General features: G+C 71.4%; 12 protein-coding genes. 9 read left to right on the top strand and 3 right to left on the bottom strand.

The window, feature by feature from the left end; translation table 11 throughout:
• Positions 1–141: 141 nt before the first annotated feature.
• The gene (locus GA0115234_RS33660; RefSeq protein ID WP_093549330.1) at positions 142–528 is read left to right on the top strand and encodes a hypothetical protein; all 387 of its coding nucleotides are present in this window, start codon (positions 142–144) and stop codon (positions 526–528) included.
• A gap of 140 nt (positions 529–668) precedes the next feature.
• On the top strand, positions 669–1,073 hold the full coding sequence (locus GA0115234_RS33655) for a hypothetical protein (protein ID WP_093549329.1): 405 nt from the start codon (positions 669–671) through the stop codon (positions 1,071–1,073).
• 137 nt (positions 1,074–1,210) lie between these two features.
• Here the strand turns inward: GA0115234_RS33655 and GA0115234_RS33650 are convergent, their stop codons facing one another.
• Positions 1,211–3,901, bottom strand: a complete 2,691-nt coding sequence (locus GA0115234_RS33650; protein ID WP_343335964.1) for a BTAD domain-containing putative transcriptional regulator — start codon at positions 3,899–3,901, stop codon at positions 1,211–1,213.
• A gap of 600 nt (positions 3,902–4,501) precedes the next feature.
• On the opposite strand from GA0115234_RS33650, the gene GA0115234_RS33645 reads away from it, so the two are divergent.
• Both GA0115234_RS33645 and GA0115234_RS33640 read left to right on the top strand, forming a co-directional pair.
• On the top strand, positions 4,502–5,863 hold the full coding sequence (locus tag GA0115234_RS33645; protein WP_161275713.1) for a helix-turn-helix domain-containing protein: 1,362 nt from the start codon (positions 4,502–4,504) through the stop codon (positions 5,861–5,863).
• 157 nt (positions 5,864–6,020) lie between these two features.
• Positions 6,021–6,947: an ornithine carbamoyltransferase gene (locus GA0115234_RS33640; protein ID WP_093549325.1), complete on the top strand. Its 927-nt coding sequence runs from the start codon at positions 6,021–6,023 to the stop codon at positions 6,945–6,947.
• A gap of 243 nt (positions 6,948–7,190) precedes the next feature.
• Here GA0115234_RS33640 and GA0115234_RS33635 read toward each other — a convergent pair whose 3' ends face one another.
• Together GA0115234_RS33635 and GA0115234_RS33630 are read right to left on the bottom strand one after the other, a co-directional pair.
• Entirely contained in the window at positions 7,191–7,403 is a 213-nt protein-coding gene (locus GA0115234_RS33635) for an MbtH family protein (protein WP_093549323.1), read from the bottom strand.
• A gap of 145 nt (positions 7,404–7,548) precedes the next feature.
• Positions 7,549–7,830 carry a hypothetical protein gene (locus GA0115234_RS33630; RefSeq protein ID WP_093549321.1) on the bottom strand — a complete coding sequence of 94 codons (282 nt, stop codon included), beginning with the start codon at positions 7,828–7,830 and terminating at the stop codon, positions 7,549–7,551.
• 261 nt (positions 7,831–8,091) lie between these two features.
• Between GA0115234_RS33630 and GA0115234_RS33625 the strand changes: the two genes are divergently transcribed.
• From GA0115234_RS33625 to GA0115234_RS33605, 5 genes are all read left to right on the top strand, one after another.
• Entirely contained in the window at positions 8,092–8,544 is a 453-nt protein-coding gene (locus tag GA0115234_RS33625) for a cobalamin B12-binding domain-containing protein (protein ID WP_093549319.1), read from the top strand.
• A gap of 41 nt (positions 8,545–8,585) precedes the next feature.
• Positions 8,586–9,947 (top strand): methylaspartate mutase, encoded by a 1,362-nt coding sequence (locus GA0115234_RS33620; protein WP_256088887.1) that lies wholly within the window; start codon positions 8,586–8,588, stop codon positions 9,945–9,947.
• A complete protein-coding gene (locus tag GA0115234_RS33615) occupies positions 9,944–10,960 on the top strand; it encodes an asparagine synthetase A (protein ID WP_093549317.1) in 1,017 nt (338 codons plus the stop codon). Before GA0115234_RS33620 ends, GA0115234_RS33615 begins: the two co-directional genes overlap by 4 nt.
• On the top strand, positions 10,957–12,225 hold the full coding sequence (locus GA0115234_RS33610) for a glutamate synthase-related protein (RefSeq protein ID WP_093549315.1): 1,269 nt from the start codon (positions 10,957–10,959) through the stop codon (positions 12,223–12,225). The genes GA0115234_RS33615 and GA0115234_RS33610 overlap by 4 nt, the downstream gene beginning before the upstream one ends.
• Positions 12,226–12,340: 115 nt before the next feature.
• Positions 12,341–15,373 (top strand): non-ribosomal peptide synthetase (locus GA0115234_RS33605; protein ID WP_141718519.1); only part of this gene is annotated, 3,033 nt, incomplete at its 3' end.

Genomic DNA, 15,373 nt, shown 5'->3' with positions numbered 1-15,373 from the left:
GGGTCATCATGCGGCCATCGCTTACCGCTGCGTTCCCTTAGCGAACGCGGGAACGGGAAGGAGGCGGGAACGATTCGGGAGGGAATCGGGAGCCGGACGAGCAAGGGTCCACCCGTAGTTGTCTGCAGAAGGAGTACTCACGTGAAGGACCCCAGGGATCGTTCGCCCGACGGGACGGAACTGCGTCAGGCCCTCCAGGACCTGTCCACCGTGGAACGGTGGGCCGAGCGTGTGGCGTCCGGTGTCCAGTCCCACCCGTACACCGCGCCGGAGTCCTGGGAGGGGCCCCAGTTGAGCGTCGAGACCAGAACCGAGAACGGCATGCACACGGTGTCCGGGATCGTGGAGTGGCCGCCCGGGGCCGGGGCGCGTCCCGCGGCCCTGGACGAGACGGAGCGCGCCGTGCTCCGTTCCCTCGTGAGATCGCTGCTCGACCTGGCCGGCCATGAGTCGGGAACGGCCCGCACGCGCGTGGTGCTCACCCCCCTCGGGCCTCGGGTCGCCGCCTGCCAGCTCGACGTGGAATAGCCGGTGCCGGTCCGTTCCCGCGGCAGTTCCCGGCGGCGGTATCAGGGCAGGAACGGACCGGGAACGCCGATCAGCAACATCAGTGGTGTCGGGAAGCGGAACACCGCAGAACCTCACAAACACCACTTAGGGGCGGGACCATGGGACGCAAGCTTGCTGGAATCTTCGGGATCGTCGCCGCGACGCTGGCCTTCGGTATCGGCACGGCGGTCGAGGCGGGACAGTCGCACGACTCCCGGGGCATTCAGCAGGTTGTCGCCGACGACAAGGGCCCCACGGTCATCGGCACTCAGGGGACCGACGACGACAAGGGCCCGACCCTGATCGGCACCCACCTCCTCGCCGACGACAAGGGCCCCACGATCATCGGCACGCAGGGCACGGACGACGACAAGGGCCCGACCGTGATCGGCACCCACGTGCTCGCCGACGACAAGGGTCCGACGGTCATCGCCACGCGGGGCACCGACGACGACAAGGGCCCGACGGCCATCGGCACCCAGGGCACCGACGACGACAAGGGCCCGACGTCCCCCGTCATGTGATCCCCCACCGCCTCGACACATGAGCCCCGCACCGGAGTCACGGTGCGGGGCTCATCGATGTCCGTCCCGGGGCGGCGGGCCCGGCCCGGCGGCTGCCGTGCGCGCGCCGCGCCGGGTTCGGCGACGGCGGGTGGCCGTCAGCCGCGGCGGTGGTCCGCCGGCACGCCCATCCCGGCGAAGAGCTCCTCGGCCTCCACCCGGTAGCGGGCCGCGTCCGGGGTGTCCCCGAGGGCGTCGGCCATGCCCGCGAGGGCGTAGGCCTGCTCGATGCGGTAGCTGAGGGACGAAGCGAGTTCATGGGCATGGGTGTGCAGTTCGAGCGCCGCCGCCACATCGCCCTGCCGGCGACGCAGCCGGCCCACCACGTTCTCCACCTTGGCCCGGCGCAGGGGCGAGGAGTTCGTCCGCATCAGGCCGAGGGCGAGCTCCGCCTGGTCCGGAACGCGGGGGGACTTGCCCAGCCGGTGCTCCACATCGGCGGAGAGCGCCAGGGTCAGGGCGAGGTTCACCTCGTTGCCCGTGTCCCCGTACAGCGCTCGGGCCTCCGCCAGACAGCGGTCGGCCTCCTCGTACGCACCCAGTCCGACATGGGCGAAGGCGAGGTCGGTGATGGCGCCGGGCAGCCCCTCGTGCTGCCCCAGCTTCCGGCTCAGTTCGGCCGAGCGCCGGGCCGCGTCCCGCGCCTCCTCGTACCGCCCCCACTGTTCGTAGAGCGTGCTGAGGATGGTCAGGCTCTCGGCCTCCGCGCGCGGCATGTCCAGGTCGCGTTCGTGCGCGATCGCCGTCTCCATGTGCCCCAGCGCCGCCGAGAAGTCGCCGAGCAGGCTGTTGAACTGGCCGAGGATGCTCTCGCTGTGGGCCTGGGTGTGCAGATCGCCGAGCTGGATCGCGACGTCCCGGCTCTTCCGGGCGGCCTCCAGCCCCTCGGTGAGACGGCCGAGCTTCCAGCAGGCGACGCCCAGGTTGGACAGGCTCACGCCCAGCAGCGCCAGATCCTCCAGCCGGCCCGCGGCGGCGACCGCGACCCGGCTCAGCTCGCCGAACTCCTCCAGGAGCCCGAGGTCGTTGAGCTGGAAGACGAGATTGCGGGCCAGACACACCACATAGCGGTCGTGCCCCCGGCGCTCGGCGAGCGTGACGGCCGCGAGAAGTGACGTCTGCTCGCGCAGGAACCACTTCCGCGCCTCCTCGGGAGCGCCGAGCTCGGGCAGTTCGGCCGCGGAGGGTTCGATCCCGGTGCTGCGCCGGCGCCGCCCGGAGTAGAGGAGGTCGCACGCCACCTCGGTGGCGGTCAGGTAGTAGCCCAGCAGCCGCTCCACCGCCCCGGAGTCCTCGGGGGACTCGACGAGCAGGCTCTGTGCGAAGCTGCGGACCAGGTCGTGGAAGGTGTAGAGACCGATCTCCGGCTGCTGCACGAGATGGACGTCGAGCAGCAGCTCCAGCAGGTCCTCCGCGTCCCGGGCGGAGGAGCCCAGCAGCGCACCGGCCGCGTGGACGTCCATGTCGCTGCCCGGGTGCAGGGCCAGCGTCGAGAACGCGTTCCGGCACTCCTCGTCCAGGGCCTGGTACGACAGGCGCAGGGTGGCGGAGACGCTGCGGGCGCCCGAGCTGAGCTCGTCGAGCCGCCGGGTCTCGTCGCGCAGCCGTTCCGCCAGGTACTGGAGGGTCCAGCGCGGGCGGTTGCGCAGCCGGGCGGTGGCGATCCGTAAGGCGAGGGGGAGATGGCCGCAGAGCCGGGCCAGCTCCGCGGCGGCCTCGGGCTCGGCGGCGACGCGCTGGGCGCCGAGCGTCTCGGCCACCAGCATCGCGCTGTCCTCGGGCGGCATCTCCCCGATGGAGATCCACTGTGCGCCGTCCAGATCGACCAGGCGGGCCCGGCTGGTGACCATGACGAGGCAGCCGGGGGAGAGGGGCAGCAGCGGACGGATGGCGGCGGCGCCGGCGGCGTTGTCGATGAGGATCAGCAGCCGCTTGCCGACCAGGGTGGCACGCCACAGGGCGGTGCGGGCGGCCACGTCGTCGGGGATGAGATTGCCCGGGACGCCGACGGCCCGCAGCAGGGTGTCGAGCGCGATGCCGGCGGTCACCGGCTGATCGCCCGGTGTGTAGCCACGCAGATCGATGTGGAGTTGACCGTCCGGGTAGTCCGGGGCGAGCCGGTGGGCCGCCCGCACCGCGAGCGAGGTCTTCCCGCAGCCGCCCATGCCGTCGATGGCCACGATCTGGGGGCCCTGCTCGCCGCCGCTCCTGGCCCCTTCGAGGATTTCGGTCAGCTCCCGGTCCCGGCCGGTGAAGTCCGCGAGGTCGTAGGGGAGGGTGCTGGGGGGTTCGGCGGGCAGCGCCACGGCCACGACGGGGGCGGCCGCCGGTTCGGGGCCGGCCAGTTCGGGGCTCTCCCGCAGGATCCCCTCGTACAGCTTGGTCAGATGGGGGCCGGGATCGATGCCGAGTTCATCGGCGAGCAGCTCGCGCACCTTGCCGTACTCGTCCAGGGCCTCGGCCTGCCGCCCGGACCGGTACAGGGCGATCATCAGCTGGCCGCGCAGGGACTCGCGCAAGGGGTGCTGCTGGACCAGCTCCCGCAGTTCGACGACGAGTTCGGAGGCCTCGCCGAGTGCGAGGTGGAGTTCGAAGAGCTGTTCCGCCGCGGTCAGCCGGCGTTCCTCGATGGAGGTCGACGCCGCCTCGATGACCGGACCGCCGCTCCCCGACAGAACCGGTCCGCGCCAGAGGGCGAGGGCGCCGCGCAATATCTCGGCCGCATCGGCCGTACGGCCGTCGGCCGCCGCGAGCTTCGCTTTGCGTATCAGTAGGCCAAATTCGGCCACATCGATTTCACATTGTTCCTGAGCGACGCGATAACCGGGGCCGTCCGTCACGAGGACGTCGGCACCCCCGGGTATCCGTCTTCGGAGATCCGCAACAGCCTTGCGCACTTGGTGAGGCGCTGTTGGCGGCGGTTCCTCGTCCCAGGCCGCCTCGACGAGCCGGGAAACCGGTAGCACCTTTCCGGGCTCCAGAAGCAGAGTGGCCAGAACTCGCTCCTGTATGACGCCGCCCAGCCGGAGCCGCGTCCCGTTGGACCAACCCTCTATCGGGCCAAGAATGTTGAAGCGCAGCCGAAACTCTTCTGCAGTTGACACGCATCCTCCCCCTCAGCTTTGCGCACCCGACAGCGCTTCACCAGCGCGAGGCGATCGTAGCCCTTGCAGAAGGAACTCGCGGTACTGCACCGGGAAGAGTTCGGGAATGGCTCGATGGAGTCTGTTCATCGACGGCAGGCCTTCGCTGCCACGGACAGCATCGAGCGCACGGAGCGTGAGCGGAGCCGGAAAGATCCGGACCGGGCTGTGTGTTCCGGACAGTCCTGGGCGGCCGGGTAACCGGCCATTGCGTTTTCTGAGCATGTGGAGACCGAGGAGACAATGATGAATTCCCAGCCCGCACCCGGGCTCGACGTTCTGCTGCAGAATGCGCGCCGGCGGGCGGGACTCACTCAGGAACAGCTCGCCGGGCTTTCCACCGTGAGCGTACGGGCCATTCGAGACCTGGAACTGGGGCGTGTCCAGCACCCCCGCAGGGAAACACTCAAGCTGCTCGCCAATGCCATGAGACTGAGCGACGCGCGGCGTGTCGAGCTCGAACTCGCCGTCGATGCAAAGGCCGCGGGGCGTGTCTTCCAGGACATCTACGGAGCGGGCCTCGCCACACCGCCCCCTCCGCTGCGCCCGCTGATCGGCCGACGCCCCGAACTGGAGGCGCTGACCGCCCGGTTGCGCACGGACCACGAGCGGCTGCTGACCCTGGTGGGACTGCCGGGAGTGGGGAAGTCGCGGCTGGCCCAGGAAGCCGCTTCGGTGATTCACGCCCGGGACCGGGTCCCGGTGTTGTGGGTATCCCTGGACGACACGGCCGAAACCGCCGCGGAGGCCGCCAACAACCCGCAGGCGACCGTGACCGGATGGGTCCGCGCACTCGTCCGTGACGGCGAGGAATTCGAGGAACTGGCCGCGCTCATAGGGTCCAAGGCGACCTTGATCGTGCTGGATGGTCACGATGCGTCACCATCTGTCACCCCTCGGCTGCTGAGTCTGCTGCGTGCCTGCGAGCGCCTGAAAATACTCACCACCACCGACCGCCCGGTCCAGCTGCCCGGCGGGCGGCTGCTTCCGCTGGCCCCGCTCGCGGTGCCGACCGCCGCCGATCTCGCCGTCGAGTCGGTGGGCGGCTCCCTCGTCACGGACCGGCATGCCGTCGAGCTGACGCTCTCCCATGTCAGTTACATGCGGCCCGACTTCCTCCCCACCGACTCCGTCGTCACCACCGTGGCCCACATCTGCCGGGCCCTGGACGGCATGCCGCAGGCGCTGGAAGCCGCCGCCTCATGGCTGCTGCTGTACTCCCCCCAGCAGCTCCTGGACATCGCCCGGACCACACCGCTGGTCCTGCTCGACGGCGTCACGCCCGCCGATCCCGCCGCCGGCCCCACCCTGGGCGAGCGGCTCGGCGCCGCCGTGACCGGTCTCGGCCCGCAGGCCGCCGAGCTGCTCCGCACGCTGGCGTCGCTGGAGGACCCGTGGACGGTGGACGGCGCCGCGCGTGCCCGGGGCACCTCCCTCGCCGAGACCGCCCGCGATGTGCACGCCCTGCTGGTCCGTGGGCTGATCCGCCGGCTTCCCGCCACGGCGGGCGAACCGGTCGGCTTCACCGTGCTCAACCTGGTCCGCGCGGTGCTCGACGCGGAGCAGGAGAAGGAGTCCGCCGCTCTCGCCGTCGCCCTGGCCGAATGAGGCTTCCGCGTCTCACGCCCCGTCCTTCCCGCATCCGTACGCCGTCCGCGACCTCTGCGACCTCCTGTTCCCCATACCGCCACCCGGCCCCGACCACGTCGTCACTCCTGCTCCCGCTCCCGCCCCCGCTCCCGTTCTCGTGAAAGGCACCGCACCCATGCGCAACCTGATCTCCCTGGCCGACCTCACCCCCGCCGAGCTGGACCGCGTCGTCCGGCGCGCCGTCACGTTCGGCCGGGACGGCATCGTGCCGAAGCCGCTGGCCGGGCGCCAGGTCGGCCTCTACTTCCGCAAGTCCTCGACCCGCACCCGTACCTCCTTCTGGAGCGCGGCGACCCGCCTCGGCGCCGATGTGATCACCTTCGGCCCGAACGAGCTCCAGCTCAGCACCGGAGAGACGGTCGAGGACACCGCCCGGGTGCTCGGGCAGTACCTGGACGCCCTCGTCGTACGCACCAACGGGGACGTGGAGGAGATCCGCCGGCTCGGCAGCAGTGAGGACCTGGCCGTCGTCAACGCCCTGAGCCTGGACGAGCACCCGACCCAGGCCATCGCCGATCTCGCGACCCTGACCGAGGAGTTCGGATCGCTCGACGGGCTGCACCTGCTCGTCGTCGGCGAGGGCAACAGCTCGGGTGCGGCCCTCGCGCTCGCCGCGGCCCTCACCCCCGGCCTGCGCGTCACCCTGCTGTGCCCGAGGGGATACGAGGTGCCCAAGGAGACCCTGGACCTGGCGGCCGAACTCAGCGGCGGCAAGGCCCTGGTGCGCCAGGTCGTCACCGCCGACGACGTCGAGGGGCCGGTGGACGCGGTGTACACCAGCCGGTGGCAGACCATGGGGGTGACGAAGGAGAACCCCGACTGGCTCCAGGACTTCGACGGCTTCCAGATCGACCGCGCGTTCCTGGACCGCTTCTCCGGCCCGCGCACCGTCTTCCTGCACGACCTGCCCGCGGTCCGCGGCGAGGAGGTCACCGACGAGGTGCTCGACGGCCCGTCGAGCCGGGCCTGGCGGCAGGCCCACCACAAGATGACCGCCGCCGCCGCGGTCCTTGAGTGGTGCGTGACCGGCATCCAGGACTGACGGCCCGCACCGATCGGCTCCTGGCGGACATGGGTTCACGGCCGAGGCCCCCATGTCCGCCAGGAGCCTTCGTGCATGTCCGCCTCCTGTCTGTCCGCCTCCTGTCTGTCTGCGCCCCTCCGGTCCTGCTGCCGGCCGTCCCGCACACGCCCGCGCCTACACCGCGGACATGCCGAAGGGCGGGGGCGGGGCGCATGTCTCGCGCCTCGCACCCGCCCTTCCGGAACGGGACGAACGGCGGGCTCAGCCACCCATGGCCGCGACCACCGAACGCGGTCGCATATCGGTCCAGTTGGCCTCGATGAATTCGCCGCACTCCTGCTTGCTGCCCTCGTCCTTCACCAGTTCCCAGCCCGCCGGCTGCTGGATCCGGGCCGGCCACAGCGAATACTGACCCTCTTCGTTGGCCAGCACTACATAGCGGCCCTGGGAGTCCTCGAACGGGTTGGTTGCCATGATTTCCACCTCGGTTGGACGGAGTTGTACGTGATGTCATCAGGTGCGTGCGCCTGAGTATCTCGGCTGCATCAAATGCTAGGCGCCGAGGGCCGGTTCGCCGGGCAGTAGCCCAGGCAGAACGGCGGCACCCCGCACCGCCGGATCAGGTGAGCACGCGCGACGTCCGGTGCGCACAGGTGAGCGCGACCCCGGTCGCCACGGTGGCCGCGCGCACCGCGCCGAGCGCCTCGCGCACCAGCTCCGAACGCTCCACCGGCATCACTTCGACCCCGGACTGACCTGCGCGGACGATGTTCACCGCGGCTTCGAGCACGGCGACCTGGGCCTCGCCGAGCGCCTCGCGCCGGTCGACCCGTTCCCGTACCTCCGCCAGGACGTCCGCGAGCACGTCCGCCGCACGGACGCTGTGGCCGGTCTCTGCCATGTCATGACTCCTCGGTCTCTCGCCGGCGGGGTGCACGGGCCGGGCGTTGAATTCTGCGGGTGCAGTGCGGCCAGTCTCACGTTCCGCAGGTCGCCCGGCACCCGGCATTCCGTCAACTGCTGCTGTGCTGCCGCCCAGTTGCCGCCGGTGACGCCGGAAACGCCTCCGTGGCGAATCTACGGTTGTGGCCGAAAGGGAGTTCCGGGCACGTCCCGGGCCTCTTTCTCCCCTTGTCATCCAATGATGTGGACGAAGCGAACAATGAAGCCTGCGGAATGGGCGGCTCGTCATCGATCCGGGCCGCTGGACGTTGTTGTCACCGGACTTCAATCCGATGCGCACACCTGGAATCTCATCTACATCCAATTGCTGCTCGAAGACCTCGGGCACAAGGTCGTCAACCTGGGTTCCTGTGTGCCCGAGGACGAGATCGTCGAGTCCTGCTGCAAGTACCAGCCGGACCTGCTGGTCGTGAGCAGCGTCAACGGGCACGGCTTCCACGACGCCGAGCCGCTGATCGGGGCCATCCGGTCGCGCTGGGAGCTCACCCGCCTGCCCGCGGTCATCGGCGGCAAGCTCGGCGTGGCCGGGAACGGGGAGGAAGAGGCCGACGCCCTCAGAAGGGCCGGGTTCGACGCGGTCTTCCAGGACGGTGTCGACATCTCCGCTTTCGAGTCCTACGTCGACTCGCTGCCCAAGGAGGTGGAACGGTGACCGCGCCGGTCCGGGAGGCGTACTCCGCCGGCCGCACCACCGTGCACCGGCGTCCGCTCTCCTTCGGCCGCTTCGTCGCCGGGGCCCAGGCCCGCGGAGCACTCGTCGTACAGCCCCGGATGGGCTTCTCCGACCCCGCACTGATGAGGGCCGGCCTGAAGGCCACCAAGGGAGCGGCCGACGCGGTCGTCGGCACCATGACGATCGACAGCTACACCCGGGTCAACGACGAGGCCTCCGCGGCCCGCGCCCTGGACAGCGGCGTCCCGCTCAACGGGTTCCCCATCACCTCCTACAGCCCGCACACCTCGCGCTGGGTCCTGGACGGCGTCCGCGACGCCGGCTTCCCGGTGCAGATCCGGCACGGATCGGCACGCCCCCAGCGCATCGTCGCCGCGCTCGCCCGGCTCGGCCTGGACGCGACGGAGGGCGGCCCGGTCTCCTACTGCCTGCCCTACGGGCGCACCCCGCTCCTGGACTCCGTACGCAACTGGCAGGAGAGCTGCGAGGTCCTGGCCGCACTGCGCGGCACCGGGGCGGAACCGCATCTGGAGACCTTCGGCGGCTGCATGCTCGGCCAACTGTGCCCGCCCGGACTGCTCGTCGCGATCAGCGCGCTGGAGGCGATCTTCTTCCACCGGGCGGGGCTGCGCAGCATCTCGCTCAGCTACGCCCAGCAGACCAACGTGGCCCAGGACCGGGAGGCGATGCACGCGCTGCACCGGCTGGCCGACGAATTCCTGCCGGACACCGACTGGCACATCGTCCTCTACACCTACATGGGCCTCTACCCGCAGACCCGGCACGGCTCCCTCGAACTCCTGGAGCGCTCGGCCGAGCTGGCCGTGGAGACCGGGGCGGCCCGGCTGATCGTGAAGACCGTGGCCGAGGCCCACCGCATCCCCACCGTGGCGGAGAACGTCGAGGCCCTGCGGGTCGCCGCACGGGCCGCAGCCCGGCACCGGACGCAGCTCGGCGCCCGGTCCGGGAACGCCCCCGCCCCGCTCACCGACCCGGCGGACAACGCGGTCTACGCCGAGGCCCGTGCCCTGGTGGAGGCCGTGCTGAACCTGGACGAGGACCTGGGCCAGGCCCTGCTGAAGGCCTTCGCCCGCGGATACCTCGACGTTCCCTACTGCCTGCACCCCGACAACGCGGGCCGCACCCGGAGTCATATCGACGGGTCCGGCCGCCTGACCTGGTCCGAGATCGGGGCGATGCCCCTCGGGCCCGTCCGCGACCGCGGCCGGCGGCTCACCGCCGCCGGGCTGTTCGACGCCCTGTCGTTCGTCCAACGCCGCCACGACCGCATCGTTCCCTCGTCCGCTTCCCGCCCCTCGCTCCCCACGGCGGCCCGTCGCCCGGCAGCCCATCGGCAGCACACCCAGGAGGTAGCATCATGACCAGCACGATCGCCGAGTCCCACGGCCGCGTCGCACCCCCGTTCCCGGCCTCTCCCGACCAGCACCTGATGGCCGAGCCGACCCGTGCCACGCTGCGGGTGCAGAGCCGGATGCTCGCGGCGACCCGCGCCTTCCTCACCGGGCAGGGATTCCAGGAGCTGCTGCCGCCGGTCATCGGACCGGTCACCGACCCGGGTATCCGGGGCTCCAAGCAGGTGGACGTCGACTTCTACGGCCACAAGTACAAGCTGATGACCAGCGCGATCCTCTACAAGCAGGCGTCGCTGATGGCCTTCGACAAGATCTTCTACATCGCTCCCAATGTGCGCCTGGAACCGCTGGAGACGGCCGTCACGCACCGCCACCTCGCCGAGTTCCACCAGATCGACGTGGAGATCCGCGACGCCCGCCGCGAGGACGCGATGGAGCTCGCCGAGCGGCTCGTCGCCCATGTCGTCGACGAGGTCGTCCGCGAGATGCCGGGGGACCTGGAGCTCCTCGGCCGCGACCGGGACGCCTTCCGCGAGGTGGTCCAGGGGGCGTTCGGGCGCACCACGCACCGGGAGGCCACCGCGGACCTGGTGGCCCTCGGTCACCCGCAGGACCCGGGCGCCGAGATCGACTGGGAGGGCGAGGAGATCCTCTCCGCCAAGACCAGCCGGCCGTTCTTCGTCGTCGACTATCCCAAGGGCTCGCGGGGCTTCTACGACCAGGAGGACACCGAACGCCCCGGCATCCTGCGCAACTTCGACCTGATCGCCCCCGAGGGCTACGGCGAGCTGGCCAGCGGCAGCGAGCGCGAGCACGACTACGCGGCGCTGGTCACCCGGATGCGCGAGACCGGCGAGAACCCCGCGAAGTACGGCTGGTACCTCGACCTGGCCCGCCGCGGCATCCCCGCCAGCTCCGGGTTCGGCATCGGCCTGGAGCGCTTCACCCGGTACGTCACCGGTCGCACCGCCGCCTGGGAGGCCAGCGCCTACCCGAAGCTCCCCGGTGTGGTGTCCGCATGAGCACCGTACTGAGCGCCGCCGGCTTCCCCGAGGAACAGGTGCGGCACCGGGCCCGGGCCGGAGCGGCGGGGGTCTTCCCCGCGCTGGAGTCCTACGGCAGCAGCCTGCTGGGCGCGGTTCCGGCCGGTCACGACCCTTACGACCTGCTGGAACGCGCCAGGATCGTACCTCCGGTGTTCATGCCGGAGCGGCTGAAGAAGCTCATCGACCTGGCCCGTGAGCCGCTGTACACGGACGTCGAACTGGACACCCGGGTCGGCGGGTTCGCCTCCCGGCTGCCGCTCTACGTCTCCGCGTTCGGCTCGACCCAGGTCGCCAGCCACGACCTGGGCGAGGCCGCCGGGCGCCAGGCCGGAAGGCTCGGCATCCCGATGGTCATCGGCGAGAACGTGGTGCCGGTCAACGGCTACCGAGCCGCCGCCGACTCCGCGGCCTCCCCGCTGCTCGGCCGGATCGCCGCCTACACGGCCGCCGCCGACGACGAGCACGGCGGTGTGGTGGTGCAGCAGTCCACCGAGGACGCCGACGCCGAGGTGTGGAACCTGGTCTACAGCGACCCGGTGTCCGAACCGCTGCTGGCCACCGGCCGGCTCGCCTTCGAGCTGAAGGTCGGCCAGGGTGCCAAGCCGGGCCTCGGCGGTCTCACCGTCCTGGGCCGCGAGGCCGGCGGCCGGGTCGCCGAACAGTACGCCATGGACGCGGTGTTCGGTGCCGACAGCGACTCGGTGCTGCGGATCAGCAGCCCCGGCACCTTCACCGAGGAGATCCTGCGCCAGCAGATCCGGCTGATGCGGAACAACTTCCCCCGCGTGAAGGTGTGGGTGAAGCTGCACCCCGGCCGCGACGTGGCCCTCGCCGCGGCCACCGCCTGGGCGGCCGGCGCGGACTCCGTCACGGTGGACGGCGCGGAGGGCGGCACCGCCTGGGCGCCGACCGCCTTCCTCGGCCAGGTGGGGCTCCCGCTCGGCGAATGCCTCACCCGCATCGGCCGCACCGACCACTGCCTGCTCGCCAGCGGGCGGATCTGGGAGGGCGGCCGGGCCGCGAAGGCGCTGGCGCTCGGCGCACGCGCCGTCGGCCTCGGCCGGGCCGCACTGCTCGCCGTGGACGAGGACGCCGAGGCCGGTCTCGTCCGCCTGGCCGAGTCCATCGCCCTGGAACTCCGGCTGCTGATCAGCTCCGTCGGCAAGTACCACGCGAACGCACTGGAAGCGGACGACGTCCTGCTGCCGGCGGACGCCGTGACGGCCACCCGCACCGGCTGATCCCACCCGCTCCACCACTCCGCTTCGCACCAAGTGCACGTCATCCACCGTGGCTCCGTCGGTCTCCCGGCACGCCGCGAGACCACGAGATCCGAGCTACCAAGAAGGTGTCGAGATGTCCCAGCCGCAAACCGATCCAGCTCTCTCCCCCGGCGTCGACGTCCCCGCGCACGTCGCCGCGTACAACGACACGGCCGAGAACCTCCCCGAAGGCGCGCTGCACGCACTGTTCGCCGCGCAGGCGGCCCGCACCCCCGAGGCCGTCGCCCTCGTCCGTGAGGACCGCCGTCTCACCTACCGGGAGCTGGACGGCGCGGCCAACGCCCTCGCACACCGGCTCGTCGCCGACGGCGTACGGCCGGGCGACGCGGTCGGCCTCCTCTTCGACCGCTCGTTCGCCTACGTCATCACGGTCCTCGCGGTACTGAAGAGCGGCGGGGTGTACGTCCCCCTCGACCCCCGCCAGCCCGGCGAGCGCCTCGCCTGGATCCTCGGCAACACCGGGGCCACCCTCCTGATCACCGACCGCCCGGCCGGGGAGACCGCCTTCGCGGGAGACCTGCCCGCCCTGCGGCTCGACGACGCGAGCGCCACCGCGGACACGGCCGCCACCGCACCCGAGGTCACGGTCCACCCCGACCAGCCGCTGTACATGATGTTCACCTCCGGCTCCAGCGGCACCCCCAAGGGCGTCGTGAACACCCACCGCAACGTGGTCGAACTGGCCCTGGACCCCGGCTTCGGCGCCGTCGCCCACGAGCGCGTGCTCGCCTACTCGCCGCTGCCCTTCGACTCCTCGACCTACGAACTGTGGGTGCCGCTGCTCCGTGGCGGACTGGCGGTCGTCCTGTCCGCCCCGAAGATCGACATCGGCGAGCTGGCCGACGCCATCACTCGCTACGGGGCGACCGCCGCCTACTTCACGACCGCCCTCTTCGACGCCATGGCCAGCGAGGCGATCGACGCCCTGGCGCAGCTGCGCGAGATCTGGACCGGCGGCGACGTCCTGTCCGCCACCGCCCTCCAACGAGCCCTCGACCACTGCCCGGACACCACGTTCGTGCACGTCTACGGCCCCACCGAGGCGACCGTCTTCTGCAGCTACCAGGCCTTCACCCCCGAGGTGCGCACCCTCGACCGGCTGCACCTCGGCATCCCGATGGCGAACACCGCCATGTACGTCCTGGACGGCGAACTGCGCCACACCTCCCAGGGCGAGACCGGCGAACTCTACGTCGCCGGACCGCACCTCGCCCAGGGCTACGGCCGACTGCCGGCCCTGACCGCCGAGCGTTTCACCGCCGACCCGTACGGACCGGCCGGCAGCCGCATGTACCGCACCGGTGACCTGGCCGCCTGGAACGAGCACGGCGAGATCGTCTTCCTGGGCCGCGCGGACCAGCAGGTCAAGCTGCGCGGCAACCGCATCGAGCTCGGCGAGATCGAGACCGTGCTGGTCCGCCACCCCTCCGTCGCCCAGGCCGCGGTCATCGTCCGCGAGGACCGGCCCGGCGACAAGCGCCTGGTGGCCTACGCCGTACCCGCCGAGGAAGGCGTCCTGGACGGGGCCGAGCTCCTCCGGTACGCGGCCGAGCAGCTCGTCGAGTACATGGTGCCCTCGGCGGTCGTCCCGATGGGGACCCTGCCACTGACCCCGAACGGCAAGCTCGACCGGCGCGCGCTGCCCGCGCCCCGCGTCGGCGCGGTGCCGGGCGGACGGGCCCCGCGCAACCCCGTCGAGGAGGTCCTCTGCGGGCTGTTCGCCCACTCCCTCGGCCTGCCGTCCCTCGGCATCGACGACGACTTCTTCACCCTCGGCGGCCACTCGCTGCTGGCGACCCGGCTGGTCAGCCGGGTGCGCACGGTCCTGGACGTCCAGCTGACGCTGCGCCAGTTCTTCGAGTACCCGACCGTCGCCCTGCTCGCCGAGTACGTCGCCACCGGCGGCGGCGAGTCCGCCCGCCCGGCCCTGACCGCCCAGGAGCGCCCGGAGCCGCTGCCGCTCTCCGCGGCCCAGCAACGCCTGTGGTTCCTCGACCAGCTGGAGGGCCCGTCGGCGACGTACAACATCCCGCTCGCCGTCCGGGTACGGGGTGAACTCGACATCGCGGCCCTGGAGTCCGCGTTCACCGATGTCGCGGGACGGCACGAGAGCCTGCGCACCGTGTTCGGTCAGGCCGATGGGCAGACCTATCAGCGGATCGTGCCCGCCGACAGCGTCCGGGTGGAGCTGCCGGTCACCCCGGCGACCGAGGAGGACGTCGCCGCGCTGCTCACCGCCGAGTCCGAGCGCATCTTCGACCTGGAATCCGATCTGCCGTTCCGCGCCCGGCTGTTCAGCCTCGGCGAGCAGGAGTCCGTCCTCCTGGTGGTGATGCACCACATCGTCTCCGACGGCTGGTCCTACCAGCCGCTCATGCGCGATCTGAGCACCGCGTACGCGACCCGCTCACGTGGCGAGCGACCCGCCTGGGAGCCGCTGCCCGCCCAGTACGCCGACTACGCGCTCTGGCACCGCGGTGTGCTCGGTGACCCCGCGGACGGGGAGAGCGTCGCCGCCCGGCAACTCGACTACTGGCGCCGCACCTTGGCCGACCTCCCCGAGGAGGTCACCCTGCCCGCCGTCCGGCAGCGGCCGGCCGTCGCCTCCTACCGCGGCGCCACCCACACCGTGCACCTCTCCCAGGACGTCCACTCCTCGCTCGCGGAGCTGGCGCGCGAGGCGGGGGCCTCGGTGTTCATGGTGGCCCAGGCGGCGGTGTCGACGCTGCTGTCGCGGTCCGGTGCCGGGCACGACATCACGCTCGGCTCACCCATCGCCGGCCGCACGGATCAGGCGCTCGACGACCTGGTCGGCTTCTTCGTCAACACGCTCGTCCTGCGCACCGATCTGACGGGCAACCCGAGCTTCCGGGAGCTGCTGACCCGGGTCCGGGAGACGGACCTGGCGGCGTGGAGCCACCAGGACCTGCCGTTCGACCGGCTGGTCGAGGCCCTCAACCCCGAGCGCTCCACCGCCCGCCACCCCCTCTTCCAGGTCATGCTGACCCTGACGGACGCGGCCACGCCGACACTCGTCGCCGAGGCACTGGACACCGATTCGGAGTTCACCTGGCTGCGGTTCGCCAAATTCGACCTGACGTTCTCG

It is taken from the genome of Streptomyces sp. DvalAA-43 (assembly GCF_900091725.1).
Lineage (GTDB): Bacteria > Actinomycetota > Actinomycetes > Streptomycetales > Streptomycetaceae > Streptomyces > Streptomyces pulveraceus.
Note: the sequence above shows the minus strand (reverse complement) of the source record. Positions and strands in the feature narration are given on the sequence as shown.

Coding starts and splice junctions, on each gene's coding strand:
- GA0115234_RS33655 (WP_093549329.1), top strand. CDS start 669: ATGGGACGCAAGCTTGCTGGAATCTTCGGGATCGTCGCCGCGACGCTG.
- GA0115234_RS33635 (WP_093549323.1), bottom strand. CDS start 7,403: ATGGCAACCAACCCGTTCGAGGACTCCCAGGGCCGCTATGTAGTGCTG.
- GA0115234_RS33610 (WP_093549315.1), top strand. CDS start 10,957: ATGAGCACCGTACTGAGCGCCGCCGGCTTCCCCGAGGAACAGGTGCGG.
- GA0115234_RS33630 (WP_093549321.1), bottom strand. CDS start 7,830: ATGGCAGAGACCGGCCACAGCGTCCGTGCGGCGGACGTGCTCGCGGAC.
- GA0115234_RS33615 (WP_093549317.1), top strand. CDS start 9,944: ATGACCAGCACGATCGCCGAGTCCCACGGCCGCGTCGCACCCCCGTTC.
- GA0115234_RS33645 (WP_161275713.1), top strand. CDS start 4,502: ATGAATTCCCAGCCCGCACCCGGGCTCGACGTTCTGCTGCAGAATGCG.
- GA0115234_RS33625 (WP_093549319.1), top strand. CDS start 8,092: ATGAAGCCTGCGGAATGGGCGGCTCGTCATCGATCCGGGCCGCTGGAC.
- GA0115234_RS33640 (WP_093549325.1), top strand. CDS start 6,021: ATGCGCAACCTGATCTCCCTGGCCGACCTCACCCCCGCCGAGCTGGAC.